Annotated in this window: 14 protein-coding genes; 7 read left to right on the top strand and 7 right to left on the bottom strand. The window is 71.2% G+C overall.

Going from position 1 to position 15,014, the window contains the following annotated elements; all coding sequences use genetic code 11:
- Positions 1-2: 2 nt before the first annotated feature.
- The 3 genes from P8A20_RS02720 to P8A20_RS02710 all read right to left on the bottom strand — a co-directional run bounded on the left by P8A20_RS02720 (position 3) and on the right by P8A20_RS02710 (position 3,376).
- A complete protein-coding gene (locus P8A20_RS02720; protein ID WP_306102773.1) occupies positions 3-548 on the bottom strand; it encodes a BLIP family protein in 546 nt (181 codons plus the stop codon).
- Positions 549-787: 239 nt separating this feature from the next.
- Positions 788-1,327 (bottom strand): PadR family transcriptional regulator, encoded by a 540-nt coding sequence (locus P8A20_RS02715; protein ID WP_306102772.1) that lies wholly within the window; start codon positions 1,325-1,327, stop codon positions 788-790.
- 33 nt (positions 1,328-1,360) lie between these two features.
- Positions 1,361-3,376 (bottom strand): NADPH-dependent 2,4-dienoyl-CoA reductase, encoded by a 2,016-nt coding sequence (locus P8A20_RS02710; RefSeq protein ID WP_306102771.1) that lies wholly within the window; start codon positions 3,374-3,376, stop codon positions 1,361-1,363.
- A gap of 206 nt (positions 3,377-3,582) precedes the next feature.
- Between P8A20_RS02710 and P8A20_RS02705 the strand changes: the two genes are divergently transcribed.
- Both P8A20_RS02705 and P8A20_RS02700 read left to right on the top strand, forming a co-directional pair.
- On the top strand, positions 3,583-4,119 hold the full coding sequence (locus P8A20_RS02705; protein ID WP_147960850.1) for a DoxX family protein: 537 nt from the start codon (positions 3,583-3,585) through the stop codon (positions 4,117-4,119).
- A 42-nt stretch (positions 4,120-4,161) separates the two neighbouring features.
- Entirely contained in the window at positions 4,162-5,004 is an 843-nt protein-coding gene (locus P8A20_RS02700; RefSeq protein ID WP_147960851.1) for a DUF1206 domain-containing protein, read from the top strand.
- A gap of 21 nt (positions 5,005-5,025) precedes the next feature.
- Here the strand turns inward: P8A20_RS02700 and P8A20_RS02695 are convergent, their stop codons facing one another.
- The 4 genes from P8A20_RS02695 to P8A20_RS02680 form a co-directional block, all read right to left on the bottom strand.
- Positions 5,026-6,405 (bottom strand): cryptochrome/photolyase family protein, encoded by a 1,380-nt coding sequence (locus tag P8A20_RS02695; protein ID WP_306102770.1) that lies wholly within the window; start codon positions 6,403-6,405, stop codon positions 5,026-5,028.
- The gene (locus P8A20_RS02690) at positions 6,402-7,916 is read right to left on the bottom strand and encodes an SDR family oxidoreductase (protein WP_306102769.1); all 1,515 of its coding nucleotides are present in this window, start codon (positions 7,914-7,916) and stop codon (positions 6,402-6,404) included. Before P8A20_RS02690 ends, P8A20_RS02695 begins: the two co-directional genes overlap by 4 nt.
- Positions 7,917-8,055: 139 nt before the next feature.
- On the bottom strand, positions 8,056-8,286 hold the full coding sequence (gene tatA, locus P8A20_RS02685; protein WP_147960854.1) for a twin-arginine translocase TatA/TatE family subunit: 231 nt from the start codon (positions 8,284-8,286) through the stop codon (positions 8,056-8,058).
- A 141-nt stretch (positions 8,287-8,427) separates the two neighbouring features.
- Positions 8,428-9,402 (bottom strand): sporulation protein, encoded by a 975-nt coding sequence (locus P8A20_RS02680; RefSeq protein ID WP_306105105.1) that lies wholly within the window; start codon positions 9,400-9,402, stop codon positions 8,428-8,430.
- 156 nt (positions 9,403-9,558) lie between these two features.
- Between P8A20_RS02680 and P8A20_RS02675 the strand changes: the two genes are divergently transcribed.
- From P8A20_RS02675 to P8A20_RS02655, 5 genes are all read left to right on the top strand, one after another.
- On the top strand, positions 9,559-10,053 hold the full coding sequence (locus tag P8A20_RS02675; RefSeq protein ID WP_306102768.1) for a MarR family winged helix-turn-helix transcriptional regulator: 495 nt from the start codon (positions 9,559-9,561) through the stop codon (positions 10,051-10,053).
- Between the two features lie 95 nt (positions 10,054-10,148).
- A complete protein-coding gene (locus tag P8A20_RS02670) occupies positions 10,149-12,275 on the top strand; it encodes an MMPL family transporter (RefSeq protein ID WP_306102767.1) in 2,127 nt (708 codons plus the stop codon).
- A 164-nt stretch (positions 12,276-12,439) separates the two neighbouring features.
- The gene (locus P8A20_RS02665; RefSeq protein ID WP_147960858.1) at positions 12,440-13,108 is read left to right on the top strand and encodes a TetR family transcriptional regulator; all 669 of its coding nucleotides are present in this window, start codon (positions 12,440-12,442) and stop codon (positions 13,106-13,108) included.
- The gene (locus P8A20_RS02660; RefSeq protein ID WP_147960859.1) at positions 13,105-13,881 is read left to right on the top strand and encodes an SDR family NAD(P)-dependent oxidoreductase; all 777 of its coding nucleotides are present in this window, start codon (positions 13,105-13,107) and stop codon (positions 13,879-13,881) included. The genes P8A20_RS02665 and P8A20_RS02660 overlap by 4 nt, the downstream gene beginning before the upstream one ends.
- A 63-nt stretch (positions 13,882-13,944) precedes the next feature.
- Entirely contained in the window at positions 13,945-14,985 is a 1,041-nt protein-coding gene (locus P8A20_RS02655) for an NAD(P)-dependent alcohol dehydrogenase (protein ID WP_147960860.1), read from the top strand.
- Positions 14,986-15,014 lie beyond the last annotated feature (29 nt).

Raw genomic sequence — 15,014 nt, 5'->3', positions numbered from 1 at the left:
GGTCAGGTCAGGCTGCGCTGGTAGCGGTACGTCAGGATGCCGTCGGTGAGGTGGAAACTGGCGGACGGCGGGAAGAGGCCGGTGGCGGCCGCACAGTAGTACTTCTCCTCGAAGCCGGTCTTCGCGGGCCAGTTCGGGTAGCTCTCGCCCTGGGAGACGCAGGAGTCCTTCGGGACGGCGGCCCAGAGCTGGGCCTCGGTCATGCCCAGGGCCGTCCTGTTGTAGTGCGACAGCTTCACGGACGGGGTCTTCGCCTTGTACAGGTACTCGTTGCGCTTGTTCCAGAGCTCGCCCTCGTCGGTGAAGGAGAAGCCGCCGTAGGGGGCGTAGTCGCCCGACTCCGTGTAACACAGGATCGAGTCGCCGAGGCTGCCGCCGGTGTGGCACATCGACCCGCCGCCGCTGATCTCCCAGACCTCGTCGAACGTCATCCCGAACTGGACCTGCTCGTACTTCTCGGCGGAGAACCCGGCCTCCGCCTGTGCGGCCGACCCCGTCGCGACGACGGCCGCCGCGGCCGCCACGAGTGCGACCCCCGTACGTGCCATGCGTGCCTTCATCACATGCGTCCTCTCGTCGTCGCCCCAGGCGCCCGGGCCCGTCACGAACCCGCCGGGACGGTTCGAGCGACGCGGGGAGTCCCCGCGAGCGCGGGCGGAACCCACGGGGCCGGGCAGTGCTTCCCGCCCCCGGACGCGACGCTATGTTCCGCCGCTCTCCGTCCCGTCTTCTGACCGGGGCCGGGCACCCGGTGCAGGCCGCCGGACGGAGAACGGCGGAACATCTCCTACGAGCCCGAACCGTCCAGGTCGTCGATCGCCCTGGTCAGCCAGCCCGTCCAGAACGTCTCCAGGTCGATGCCCCCGCGCAGCACCAGACGGCGCAGCCGGTCCTCTTCGGCGGTCCGCTCCGGCGGGAAGTCACGCTCCTCGATCTCCAGGTACTCCGCCAGCTGCGCCCGGTGCAGCGCCAGGTGTCTGCGCAGCTCCCCGGCGAGCCCCGGGGCACCGACCACGGCGGCCGCACGCATCCTCAGCAGCAGCGGATCACGGACGGGACGGGGATCCTCGGCGAGCGACACCCAGGCCATGAGGGCCTCACGGCCCGCGGGCAGCACCTCGTACTCCTTGCGCTGTCCGCGTGCCGGCTGCGCGGTCGGCAGGACCCGGATGTGGCCGGCCTTCTCCAGCTTTCCCAGCTCGCGGTAGATCTGCTGATGCGTGGACGGCCAGAAATAGCCGATCGACCGGTCGAACCTGCGCGTCAGTTCGAGACCGGACGACGGCTTCTCGAGCAGGGCGGTGAGGATCGCGTGCGGGAGTGACATGGACCGCATCCTAGAGACACCGGGACCGGTCCCTCACAGCCCCGCGGCGAGCTCCGTACCCTGGCGGATCGCACGCTTGGCGTCCAGCTCGGCGGCCACGTCGGCGCCCCCGATCAGATGCACCGGGCGCCCCGCCGCGCGCAGCTCCTCGTACAGCTCACGCCGCGGCTCCTGACCCGCGCACAGCACGACGGTGTCGACCGGCAGAAGGTGCTGCTCGCCGTCGACGGTGAGGTGCAGGCCCTCGTCGTCGATCAGGTCGTAGGACGCCCCCGCGATCATCGTCACACCGCGGTGGCGCAGTTCGGTGCGGTGGATCCACCCGGTCGTCTTCCCCAGCCCCGCCCCGACCTTGGTGGCCTTGCGCTGGACGAGATGCACCGTGCGTCCCGGCTTCGGGCGCTCCGGGGCCCGCAGTCCGCCCCGGTCCGCGTAGCCGGTGTCCACACCCCACTGCCGGAAGAAGACCTCCGGGTCCAGGCTCGCCCCGTCACCGCCGTCGGTCAGGAACTCCGCGACGTCGAAGCCGATCCCGCCGGCCCCGACGACCGCCACCCGGTCACCGACCTCCGCGCCGTCCCGCAGGACGTCCAGATAGCTGACCACGCTGGGATGCCCGACGCCGGGGATCGCGGGGACACGGGGTTCGACCCCGGTGGCCAGGACTACCTCGTCGAAGCCGTCGAGGTCGGCGAAGCCGGCCCGGGCGCCGAGCCGGAGCTCCACGCCCTCCTCGGCGAGCCGGGTGCGGAAGTAGCGCAGCGTCTCGTCGAACTCCTCCTTGCCGGGGACCCGGCGCGCGACGTTCAGCTGGCCGCCGATCTCGTCGGCCGCGTCGAACAGCGTCACCGCGTGCCCCCGCTCGGAGGCCGTGACCGCGCACGCCAGTCCCGCCGGCCCCGCGCCGACCACGGCGACACGCTTGCGGAGACGGGTCGGCGCGAGCACCAGTTCCGTCTCGTGGCAGGCGCGGGGATTCACCAGGCAGGAGGTGATCTGCAGACTGAAGATGTGGTCCAGGCAGGCCTGGTTGCAGCCGATGCAGGTGTTGATCGCGTCGGCCCGGTCCTCGGCCGCCTTGGCGACGAAGTCGGGGTCGGCGAGGAACGGCCTCGCCATCGACACCATGTCCGCCCGGCCCGAGGCGAGGACCTCCTCGGCCAGTTCGGGGGTGTTGATGCGGTTGCTGGTCACCAGCGGCACGGACACCGCGCCCCGCACCTTCTCCGTCACCCAGGTGAAGGCGCCGCGCGGCACGGACGTCGCGATGGTCGGGATGCGCGCCTCGTGCCACCCGATACCGGTGTTGATGATGGTCGCGCCGGCCGCCTCCACCTCGCGGGCGAGTTGGACGACCTCCTCCAGTGTGGATCCGCCGGGTACCAGGTCCAGCATGGACAGCCGGTAGATCAGGATGAAGTCGGGGCCGACGCGCTCGCGGACGCGGCGCACGATCTCGACGGGGAAGCGGATGCGGTTCCCGTACGAGCCGCCCCAGCGGTCCTCGCGGTGATTGGTCGCGGCGACGATGAACTCGTTGATCAGATAGCCCTCCGAGCCCATGATCTCGACACCGTCGTAGCCCGCGCTCCTGGCCAGCTCCGCCGCCCTGACGAAGTCCTCGACGGTCTCCTCGACCTCGTTGTCGGTGAGCGCGTGCGGCGTGAAGCCGCTGATCGGGGCCTTGAGCGCGCTGGGCGCCACCAGGTCCGGGTGGTGGGCGTAGCGCCCGAAGTGCAGGATCTGCATCGCGATCCGGCCGCCCGCCGCGTGGACCGCGGCCGTGACCTCGGCGTGCTGCTCGGCCTCCGCCGCGGTGGTCATCTTGGCGCCGCCGGGGAAGGAGCAGGCCCGCTCGCTGGGCGCGATCCCCCCGGTGACCATGAGGCCGACCCCGCCGCGGGCACGGGCCGCGTAGAAGGCGGCCATCCGCTCGAAACCGCGCTCGACCTCTTCGAGGCCGATGTGCATCGATCCCATCAGCACCCGGTTCGGCAGCGTCGTGAATCCGAGGTCGAGCGGGCTCAGCAGGGTGGGGTACGGGCTCATCGGAGGTCTCCTCGCAGGTGTCGTCGAGCCAGTTGTAGACCACCCACAGGCCCTTATGCAACAAGTTGCACAATGACCTGCGTCGCAGTCCCCGCAAGGCCGTGACACGAATGGCCCAACACCAACGGCCCTCACCCCCGGCACGGAAGACAGTGGACCCGTACGGCTGAACGCCTCGCACCGCCCCCGTCGACGGGAGACATCCCATGGCCTGCATCAACCGACGTGACGTAGGACTTCTCGTGCTCCGGGTGGGGACGGGGGCCGTACTGGCGGCCCACGGAAGCCAGAAACTCGGTGGGTGGTTCGGTGGCGGGGGCATCGAGGGGACCACCGCCGCGATGGAGGCCATGGGCTTCCACCCGCCGAAGCACAGCGCCCTGGCCGCGGGACTCGGCGAGGCGGGTGGCGGGCTCCTGCTCGCCCTCGGTCTCGCCACCCCCGCGGCGGGCGCCGCCGCGGCAGGCACGATGGCGGGTGCCGTCGCCGTGCACGCGCCGGCCGGCTTCTTCGCGATGGGCGGAGGCTACGAGTACCCGGCCTTCCTCGGCTTCACCGCCGCCGCGATCGGGGTGACCGGCGCCGGCCGCTACTCCCTGGACCACGCCACCTGTCACGTCCTCGACCGGCCCTGGGTCGTCGCCCTCGCCTTCGCGGGCAGCGCCCTCGCCGCGGCGGCCGTCGTCGGCCGACGCGCCAAGGACCAGGCCGCCCGGAGCGACCCGGAGGCCGAGGGAGCGTAGCTCCCTCGCATTGATCGCCGTTTCAGGGGCATCCGGCAGTGCATGAATGCGAACGCACTGTCGATGAACGCACGTGGTCAGGCGAGAAGAGCAGCACGGAGCCGAGCGCTGGACGTGGGAGCCCGCGCCGGCTTCGTCGCGCGTGGGGTGATCTACCTCCTGGTCGGGATCCTCGCCCTGCGCATCGGCTTCTCCGACGGAGGCGGCAAGCAGGCCGACCGCGGCGGCGCCATCGCGGAGATAGCCGAGAAGCCTTTCGGAAGCGTCCTGCTCTGGGCCCTCGGTATCGCCCTGGCGGGCATGGCCCTCTGGCGGCTGTCCGAGGCGGCTTTCGGCCAGGCAGGCCCTGACGGCGACAAGGCCACGAAGCGCGTCATGGCCGCCGGCCGCTTCGTCTTCTACGCCTTCGTCTCCTACTCCGTGATCTCCTACGCCGCCGGTGACAAGGGGAGCGGCAGCGGATCGAGCGACCAGCAGACCGACGATGTCACCGCGCGGGCCCTCCAATGGCCGGGAGGCCAGTGGATCGTGGGCATCGCGGGCGCCGTGGTGGCGGGCGCCGGCCTCTGGATCGCCTTCCGCGCCCTCGCCCGCAAGTACCACAAGCACCTGAAGACGGCCGAGATGTCCAAGCGGGTCCGTCAGGCCGTCGACGTCGTCGGCGTCTTCGGCGGCACCGTACGGGGCGTGGTCTTCGCGACGGCCGGCGGGTTCGCGATCGCGGCCGCCGTCCAGCACGAACCCGGCCGGGCCAAGGGCATGGACGACACCCTGCGCTCCTTCACCGAGACCCCCGCGGGTCCCTGGCTCCTCGTCCTCGTCGCACTGGGCCTGGCCGCCTTCGGCCTCTTCTCCTGGGCCAACGCCCGCTGGCGCAAGGTCTGACGGGGCGGACGGCCGCGGCCGTCAGTCGAGCCCCCTCGCCTCCTTGAACCTGGCCAGCCCCTCCGACAGCTCCACCACGGGCTCCGGGTAGTCGTAGCGGCCGCGCTCCTCCAGCGGAAGCTTCCACGGCTCGTGCACGGCGGACCCCGGGATCCCGCCGAGTTCCGGCACCCAGCGGCGTACGTAGGCGCCGTCCGGGTCGTACCGCTTGGCCTGCGTCACCGGATTGAGCACCCGGTTCGGCCGGCTGTCCGTGCCCGTACCGGCCACCCACTGCCAGTTGAGCTGGTTGTTGGCGATGTCCCCGTCGACGAGCAGCTCCAGGAAATGACGTGCCCCGGTCCGCCAGTCCACGTACAGGGTCTTGGCCAGGAAGCTCGCCGTCAGCAGCCGTCCCCGGTTGTGCATCCAGCCCTCGTGGAGCAGCTGGCGCATCGCGGCGTCGACCACCGGATACCCCGTGCGGCCCTCCCTCCAGGCGGCCGTGTCGGCCTCGGCCGCCCGCCCGGTACGCCAACGGTCCTGCTTCGGACGGTAGTCGGAGCGGGCGGCGGCGGGCCGGGCGGCCAGGACCTGGTGGTGGAAGTCCCGCCAGCACACCTGGCGCACGAAGGCGTCCGCTCCCGGCCCGCCCGATGTGCGCGCGCGGTGGACCAGCTCGGTGGGGGAGAGCGTGCCGAAGTGCAGGTGCGGCGACAGCCGTGAGGTCGCGTCACCCGCCATGTCGTCGTGGCGGTCCTCGTAAGAGGCGAGCCCGTTGCGGCGCCACGCGGTGAACAGCCTGCGGCCCTCCGTCTCCCCGCCCTCGGCAAGGCCGGGGGACAGCCCCCGGGTGCCGGCCCGCGACGGGAGCGCGGCAGAGCCCGGCCCCTCCGGGACGCGCACCTTACGGGGCGCTCCGAACGGTGAACGCCGGCCTTCCCCCGACCAGCGCCGGAAGTACGGCGTGAAGACGGCGAAATGGTCCCGGCCCGCCCCCGAGGGGACCACCGTGCCCGGCGCGACCGCGGTGACCACCGCGTCGTGCGCACTCAGCCGGCAGCCCACGGAGGTGAGGGCCTCCCGCAGCCGCTCCTCCCGGCGCTGCGCGTAGCCGCTGATCCCGGCCGCCATGTGGACCACGCGCGCCTCCGTCTCGGAGACGATCGCGCAGACCTCCTCGGCGACATCGCCCTCACGGACGATCAGACGCCCGCCGCGGTCACGGAGTCCGGAGTCCAGGTCCCGGAGGCAGTCGGCCAGGAAGGCTCGCCGGTTCGGTGCGGCGAACCCGGTTGCCTCCACGCCGTCGTCCAGGACGAAGAGCGGTACCACCTCGTCGCACGAGGCGAGCGCCGCGTGCAGCGGTGGATGGTCGTGCAGCCGCAGGTCCGAGGTGAACAGGACGATCGCCACGGTCATTTCTGTGCACCCTTTGTCTGCCGGTCCGCCGCCTGCGCGATGTTGCGCGCCATCCCGCCGAAGATCACCGCGTGGAACGGGGACACGCTCCACCAGTATGCGTGGCCGAGCAGCCCGAACGGATGGAAGAGGGCGCGCTGCCGGTAGTGCGACCGGCCGTCCCTGCCCTGCTCCGCGTACATCTCCAGCCAGGCCAGGCCGGGCAGGCGCATCTCGGCGCGCAGCCGGAGCAGCCGGCCCGGCTCGATCTCCTCGACCCGCCAGAAGTCCAGGGAGTCCCCGACCCGCAGCCGCTGGGCGTCCCGCCTGCCCCGGCGCAGGCCGACTCCTCCGACCAGCCGGTCCAGCCAGCCCCTGACCGCCCAGGCCAAGGGGAACGAGTACCAGCCGTTGACCCCGCCGATCCCCTCGACCACCCGCCACAGGGCCTCCGGGGAGGCGTCCACATCCAGTTCGCGCACATCGGTGTACAGGCTTCCGCCCGCCCAGTCCGGGTCGGTGGGGAGCGGGTCGCTGGGAATGCCCGGCGTGGACGCGGACGACCACCGTGTGGACACCTTCGCCTCACGCACCCGCTGGAGTGCGAGCGAGAGAGCGGTGGCGAAGGAGAAGGGCTGCCCGGGGCCGTCGGGGACGTGCTCGGCGATGTCGTGTTCGTGGCACACGACCTCGTAGCGCAGGGACTCCGCGAGCGGGCGGGCGATCGACGCCGGCACCGGGGTGACCAGACCGACCCAGTGGCTCGACAGGCCGGGTGACAGCATGGGCACCGGAAGGATCAGCCGGTGGCGGAGCGTCGCGACCTCGGCGTACCTCTGCATCATGTCGCGGTACGTCATGACGTCGGGTCCGCCGATGTCGAAGGTGCGGTTGACCTCGGCGGGCATGTGCGCGCTGCCCACGAGGTAGCGCAGGACGTCCCGCACGGCGATCGGCTGGATCCGTGTCGACACCCAGCTCGGCGTGACCATGACCGGCAGCCGCTCGGTGAGGTAACGCAGCATCTCGAAGGACGCCGAACCCGAACCGATGATGACGGCGGCGCGGAGCACGGCCGTCGGTACGCCCGAAGCGAGCAGGATGTGTCCGACCTCGGCGCGCGAGCGCAGATGCGGAGACAGCTCCCGCTCGGGGACGTCCGCGGGAGTGAGCCCGCCCAGGTACACGATCCGCCGGACCCCGGCCGCCTTCGCCTGCTCGCCGAAGGTGCGCGCGGCATCGCGGTCGGTCTTCTCGAAGCCCGACCCGGAGGCCAGGGCGTGGACCAGGTAGTAGGCGACGTCGATCCCGCGCATCGCCGCGCCCAGGGACTGCGCGTCGGTCACGTCCCCCTGGACCACCTCGGCCTCGCCCGCCCAGGGGTAGTCACGAAGCTTCTCCGGGGTCCGCGCCAGGCAGCGCACCCGGTGACCGGCCTCCAGGAGCTCGGGTACGAGGCGTCCTCCGATGTATCCCGTCGCGCCCGTCACCAGACACCGCAGTCCGCCGCCGTCGTCGTCCTTGCTCTCCATGACCCCTCGCTCCGGTTCGTGTCTCGTGCGTCCACCGTGTCCCCGTGCACGGGTTTCCGCTTGCCGGCGGGGCCGGAACACGCCGAAGCCCACCCCTCCGGGTGGCGGGGCGGGCAGAGGTGCGGGAGGTTCGGTGAGGTCAGGGCTTCTCGGTGGCGGTGCCCCTGATGACGCGCGGGTCGTCCGACCCCTCCGTGTACGGATCCGGGTGGACGACGGGGGGCTTGCCGTCGGACTTGAGGGCCTGCGCCTCGCTCTTCAGGATCCGGGCCGACTTGCCCATGGAACGGGCCAGTTCGGGGAGCTTCTTGGCACCGAAGATCAGGATGGCGATGATGAGGAAGATCGCGATCTCGCTGATTCCGAACATGACGGCTGTCTTCTCCCTGGTGGGTGTGGGGCGATCTCCCGGCGGCCCGGGGGACTTACCCCGTGCCGCGGTGACGGGCCAAATCTACAGGACTGTAGAAGGCGATGGCAGGGTGTCGTGCACCACCGCCCCGGCCCCGCCTCAGCCCTCGTCGCCCTCCTCTTCCTCCTCGTCACCCTCGAAGAAGTCGCCGACCTCGTCGACCACTTCGGCGGCGACCAAGCCGCCCACGACGCCCACGGCGACGCCTGCCGCACCTGCGGCGATCACCGTGCCCATCCCCGGTCCGGAGTGCTGCTGGTGCCCGCCGCCGTGTCCGTACGCCTCGTGCACCCCGTGCGAGGCGTGGGCCTCGGCCAGTGACCTGATCCAGCCGTCCACCTCGGTTGCCCAGTCGCGGCCCTGGACCTCGTGGTGGCCGACGGTGTGACGGCCGATGGAGTCGCCGCCGCCGGAGAAGTGACCTCCCCGCTTGTCCGCCTCCAGCACGACCTCCAGGACGTCCGGGCCGGCCAGGAAGGTCACCTCGATCTCGTTGATCCGGTCCGCGTAGTGCGGGGCGGGGGAGAGTTCGATCTCCTGGTAGAAGGGCAGTCGCTGACCGCTGCCGCCGATGTGCCCCAGTTCCAGGTCGGCGGACCGGAAGCCGAAGCCGAGCTGTCCGAAGGCCTCCAGCACGGCCTCCTGGGCGGGCAGGGGGCCCACGGTGAGACGGTCGAGGTCGCCCTTGTCCCGGGCGCCGGACACCGACAGGTCCGTACGCACCCCGAGGACGATCCCGAGGTCCTGGCCGTAGAGCTCGGTGACCGGGGTCTCCCAGGGGAGTGTCAGCGTGAACTGGACGTCGCGCTCCTCGCCCTCCGCCAGCACGAAACCGCCGGCGACGGTGAAGCGCTCGAAGACCACGGCTCCTTCCGCCTCGCCGTCCTCGTGCTCCGCCTCCACGTGTGCGACGAGTTCCAGCGTGATGTGCTCGATCGTGGAATCGGCGTTGCCGCCCTTCAGGCGGACCTCGCCGCTCAGCCCCCCACCGGGAACGACCGCACCCGGCCGCAGTACCGTGTCCACGGTGGGCCCGCCCACGCCGAGCGAACCGAGCAGCTTCTTGAACACCATCGTGGCGTTCACTCCTTCTTCCGTACGCGGAGAACGCGTTCAGCCGCGTTTCTACACAACTGTAGAAGTATAGAGGCGAGATGGGCCGTGTGAGCGGTCTTCGCCCAGGTCGGGGAGGGCGTCGGCGTGTCGTCCGGTGCGTCCTATCATGGGGCGGTGGACAGTGCAGACGACTCTCGCGACGGATCGGGCGCGCAGGCGACCGGGGTGCAGGAGCTCCAGGCCCTCGCCGTGGAGCTGCGCCGGATGAACGGCGAGATCAACCGGCTGGTCCATGCCTTCGCGCACGCGCAGGGTCTGCACGCCACGGATGTGCAGGCCCTCGGTGCGATCCTCGACGCCGACGTACCGCTGACCCCGGGGCGTCTGCGTGAGCACCTCGGTCTGACGTCCGGCGCGGTCACCGCGTGCCTGGACCGGCTGGAGCGTGCGGGGCACATCAGGCGCGCGCGGGAGAGTTCGGACCGTCGGGTCGTGCATCTGTACTACGAGTCCGGGGCCAAGGCCGCCGCGCGCTCCTTCTTCATGCCTCTGGCCGAGGCGGCGGCCGGTGCGCGCGCCGCCTCCGGGCCCCAGGAGCTGGAGGCGGCGCTTCGTTTCCTCGCCCGGATGAACGGCGAACTCTCCCGCATGCAGGTCCCTCGGCGCTGAAACGCCCTGCCGGTGCGAAGGCACTCCGTGGGCCATGTAATCTCAATCATTGAGATACATCATGATTGAGAGATCGCGGCCGACCCAGGAGTGCCATGTCCACCGCATCGAAGCCGGTTCGCCGGCTGTTTCTTGTACCTGTGTTCCTCGTACTGGCCTGGCTCGTCGTCGGCGGTGCCTTCGGTTCGTACGCGGGGAAGCTCGGGGAGGTAGCAACCAACGACCAGGCCTCCTTCCTGCCCCAGAGCGCCGAGTCCACACGGGTCGTCGAGGCCCAGAAGGCGTTCAGCAGCCAGGAGACCGTGCCCGCCGTCGTGGTCTGGACATCGGCAGAGGGTGAGGATCTCGGCCCCCGGCAGCAGAAGGAGGCCACGGCCGCCCTCGCTTCGGTCAAGGGCGGGACGGGAGTCACCGGAGAGGTGAGCCCCGCACTGCTCTCCGACGACGGCAAGGCGCTGGAGGGCGTCGTCCAGCTGAGGCCGGATCTCGGCGAGGAACTCCCCGACGCCCTCGAACAGATCCGGAGCGCCGCGGAGAAGGTGCCCGGAACGGTCGTCGGCCTCGCGGGCCCCGCGGCCTCGCAGGCCGATCTGTCGGACGCCTTCGCCGGTATCGACGGACTGCTGCTCGGCGTCGCGCTGGTGACCGTGCTCGTCATCCTGCTCCTGGTCTACCGGAGCGTCCTGCTCCCCCTGATCATCATCATCGGCGCCGTCTTCGCGCTCGGCGTCTCCTGCGCGATCGTCTACGTGTTGGCGGACCACGACGTCGTCCGCGTCGACGGTCAGGTCCAGGGCATCCTCTCGATCCTGGTGATCGGCGCGGCGACCGACTACGCGCTGCTGCTCACCGCGCGGTTCCGCGAGGAGCTCGGGCGGCGCCCCGACCGGTGGTCCGCGATGCGTGCCGCACTCCGTGAGTCCGCGGGACCGATCGCGGCCAGCGCCGCCACCGTGGCCCTGGGGCTGCTCGCACTGCTGCTCAGCGACCTCACCAACAACCGTGCGCTCGGCCCCGTGGGAGCCATCGGCATCGTCTGCTCCGTCCTGAGCGCCCTCACCTTCCTGCCTGCCGTCCTGGTCCTCCTCGGCAGGGCCGCGTACTGGCCGTCCGGCCCGAAGAAGGGCCAGGCCGAGCCGGAAGCCGGCTCGACGGGCATCTGGTCGCGCGTGGCGAGCCTGGTCGACCGCTCCCCGCGCAAGGTGTGGGCCGTCACGCTGGTCGGCCTGCTCGCCTGCGCCGCCTTCATGCCCACGCTGAACTCCAAGGGCGTGCCGCTCGAGGAGATCTTCGTCAACGAGGCGCCGTCCGTCACCGCGCAGGAGACCCTGGGCCGCCACTTCCCCGGCGGATCGGGCAACCCCGCGGTCGTCATCGCGGGCGCGGACCGGTCGAAGCAGGTGGTCGCCGCGGCCGAGGAGGTTCCCGGAGTCGCGAGCGTCTCCGTGATGTCGTCCTCCGGGCGCCCGGGGGCCGGGGAACCGCTCGTCGTGGACGGCCGGGTCCGCATCGACGCGACCCTGTCGGCCGCGACCGACAGCGACGCCGCCAAGGAGACGATCACGAAGCTGCGCGACGCGGTCCACGCCGTGCCCGGCGCCGAGGCGCTCGTCGGCGGCTACACGGCGCAGCAGTACGACACCCAGAAGACCGCGGAGCACGACCGCAACATCATCGTCCCGGTGGTGCTGGTCATCATCCTCGTCATCCTGATCGGCCTGCTCCGCTCACTGCTGATGCCGCTCCTCCTGGTGGCCACGGTGGCGCTGAACTTCCTCGCGACCCTCGGCATCTCGTCACTGGTCTTCGAGCACGTCTTCGGCTTCAGCGGGACCGACTCCTCCGTGCCGCTGTACGGATTCGTCTTCCTGGTCGCCCTCGGTGTCGACTACAACATCTTCCTGATGTCCCGGGTCCGCGAGGAGTCCCTGATCCACGGCACCCGGCAGGGCGTACTGCGCGGGCTGACCACCACGGGCGGGGTCATCACCTCGGCGGGCGTCGTCCTGGCGGCCACCTTCGCGGCCCTGGGGGTCATTCCCCTCGCCTTCCTGGTCCAGATCGCGTTCATCGTCGCGTTCGGCGTCCTGCTGGACACCCTCGTCGTCCGCTCGCTCCTGGTGCCCGCCCTCGTCAGGGACATCGGCCCCACCGCATGGTGGCCCGGCGTCCTGAGCCGGGGCCGTGAGGAGGCGCCGGAAGGGGCGAAGTCCCTGTCGTAGAGGGAAGCCCGTGCCGCCGGCGAAGTGGGGCGCGGATGGCACGGAGGGGCCGGGGTGGCCGAGTGGTCACCCCGGCCCCTTTCCGTTGCGCGGGAGCTGACGACGCCATATGTCCCGATGAGACAAAAGTCCCACTGGGACATTTTCAGGTGTACGATGCAACCATGTATGAGACGGGGAACGTTCCGGAACGGCGCGGCCGCAAGGCGCGCCGGACCCGGGACGCACTGGCACGGAGCGCGTTCGATCTCGTACTCGAACGCGGTCTGCGGAGTGTGACGGTCGAGGAGATCGCGCAAGCGGCCGACGTCGACCGGCGCACCTTCAGCCGGTACTTCCCGAGCAAGGAGGCCGCCGTCCTCGACGCAGTGCGGGGCGACGGCGACAGGATCAACCGAGCGCTCCGCGAGCGCCCTCCGGCCGAGCCGCCGCTCACCGCCTACCGCCGTGCCGTCCTCGAATGGCTCGACGACGCGGAGGCGGAGCCCTGGCATCTGCGGCCACGCATCTTCGACCTGCTGGCCATGGCCGAGGAGGAACCGACTCTGTACGCGGCGTACCACCACATCCGGGTGGACGCCCAGGAGGAGTCGGTGGCGATTCTCGCGGAACGTCTCGGTGTCGACCCACGACAGGACCTGCGTCCCGCCGTGACCGTCGCCGCGGGAGCCGGAGCGCTCCTCGCGGCACAGGCGGCATGGGTACGGGGCGGCCGGCCGGCCGCCCTGCCCGAGTTCGTCGTACACGCCTTCGACGCCCTCTCCACGGACCTGCTGGAATCCCGGCAGGACGAGCCGGCGCCCCACAGCACCACGCAAGGAAGCACATCATGAGCACCAACCTCCCCACCGCCTACGAGGCGGAGTTCGCCGGCAAGGTCGCACTCGTCACCGGCGGCGCGTCCGGCATCGGACTCGCCCTCTCCCGGCGGCTCGCCGCGAGCGGTGCGACCGTCGTCGTCGCCGACCACAACGAGGAGAGCGCCCGCAAGGCCGCCGCCGAACTGGAGGCCACCGGCGCCCGCGCCGCGGCCGTCGCGCTCGACGTCACCGACCCGGCCTCCGTCGAGGCGGGCGTGCGGTTCGCCGTCGAGACCTTCGGGGGCCTGCACCTGGCCGTGAACAACGCCGGCATCGGTGGCCCCTCCCTGCCCACCGGCGAGTACGGCATCGAGGACTGGAACAGGGTCGTCGCCACCAACCTCAGCGGCGTCTTCTACTCCATGCGCTACGAACTCCCGGCCATCCTGGCCGCGGGCGGCGGCGCCGTCGTCAACATCTCGTCGATCCTCGGCACCAACGGCTTCGCGGGCTCCCCGGCCTACGCCGCCGCCAAGCACGGCGTCGTCGGCCTCACCAAGAGCGCGGCACTCGAATACGCGGCACAGAACGTCCGCATCAACGCCGTCGGCCCGGGCTTCATCGACACCCCCCTGCTCCGCGACACCGACGGACCTGCCCGCGACCACCTGATCTCCCTGCACCCGGCAGGCCGCCTCGGCACGTCGGAGGAGGTCGCCGAGCTCACCGCCTTCCTGCTCTCCGACCGGGCCTCCTTCATCCACGGCAGCTACCACCTGGTGGACGGCGGCTACTCCGCGTCCTGACCCCCGAGTGGCGCACCACAGCCACGGAGGTCACAAAGGAAGTACGGAGAACGAAGGAGAGACATGAAAGCCGTCCAGTACCGCACCATCGGCGCCGCGCCCGAGGTCGTCGAGATACCGGAGCCCGTGGCCGGGCCCGGTCAGATCCTGCTGAAGGTCACCGCCGCCGGTGTCTGCCACTCGGACATCGCCGTGATGAGCTGGCCCGCAGAGGGGTTCCCCTACGAACTCCCGCTCACCCTCGGCCACGAGGGCGTCGGCACGGTCGCCGCGCTCGGCGAGGGCGCCGTGGGCGTCTCCGTCGGTGATGCGGTCGCCGTCTACGGCCCGTGGGGCTGCGGTACCTGCGTGAACTGCGCGGAGGGCCGCGAGAACTACTGCCTGCGGGCAGCGGACCTAGGCATCAACCCGCCCGGACTCGGCAACCCGGGTGCCATGGCCGAGTACATGATCGTCGACGACGCCCGTCACCTGACGCCGATCGGCGACCTGGACCCGGTCAAGACGGTCTCACTGACCGACGCCGGCCTCACGCCGTACCACGCGATCAAGCGCTCGCTGCCGAAGCTCCTGCCCGGCGCCACCGCCGTGGTCATCGGCACCGGAGGCCTCGGCCACGTCGCCATCCAGCTCCTGCGCGCCATGACCGCCGTACGGGTCATCGCGCTCGACGTCACCGAGGAGAAGCTGGCTCTCGCCCGTGCGGTCGGCGCCCACGAGACCGTGCTGTCCGACGCGAACGCCGCGGCCAAGGTCCGTGAACTCACCGGTGGCATCGGCGCCAAGGTCGTCCTCGACTTCGTCGGCGCCGAACCGACCGTGAAGGCGGCCGGTGCCATGGCCTCCGTCGACAGCGACGTCACCATCGTCGGAATCGGCGGCGGACTGCTGCCCGTCGGATTCGGTGTCCTGCCGTTCTCCACCTCGGTCACCGCGCCGTACTGGGGCTCGCGCAAGGAGCTCGCCGAGGTCATCGAACTGGCCCACGCCGGTGCCGTCGACGTCCACGTGGAGACGTACTCCATCGACGAGGCACCGCTCGCCTACGAGCGGCTCCACGCGGGCAAGATCAACGGCCGCGCGGTCATCCTGCCCAACGGCTGATCAGCGGCGACGACTCGCCGGGACGCCTG

Source organism: Streptomyces sp. Alt3 (genome assembly GCF_030719215.1).
GTDB lineage: Bacteria > Actinomycetota > Actinomycetes > Streptomycetales > Streptomycetaceae > Streptomyces > Streptomyces glycanivorans.
The sequence above is the reverse complement of the archived record's forward strand: the minus strand, read 5'-3'. Positions and strand labels throughout refer to the sequence as shown.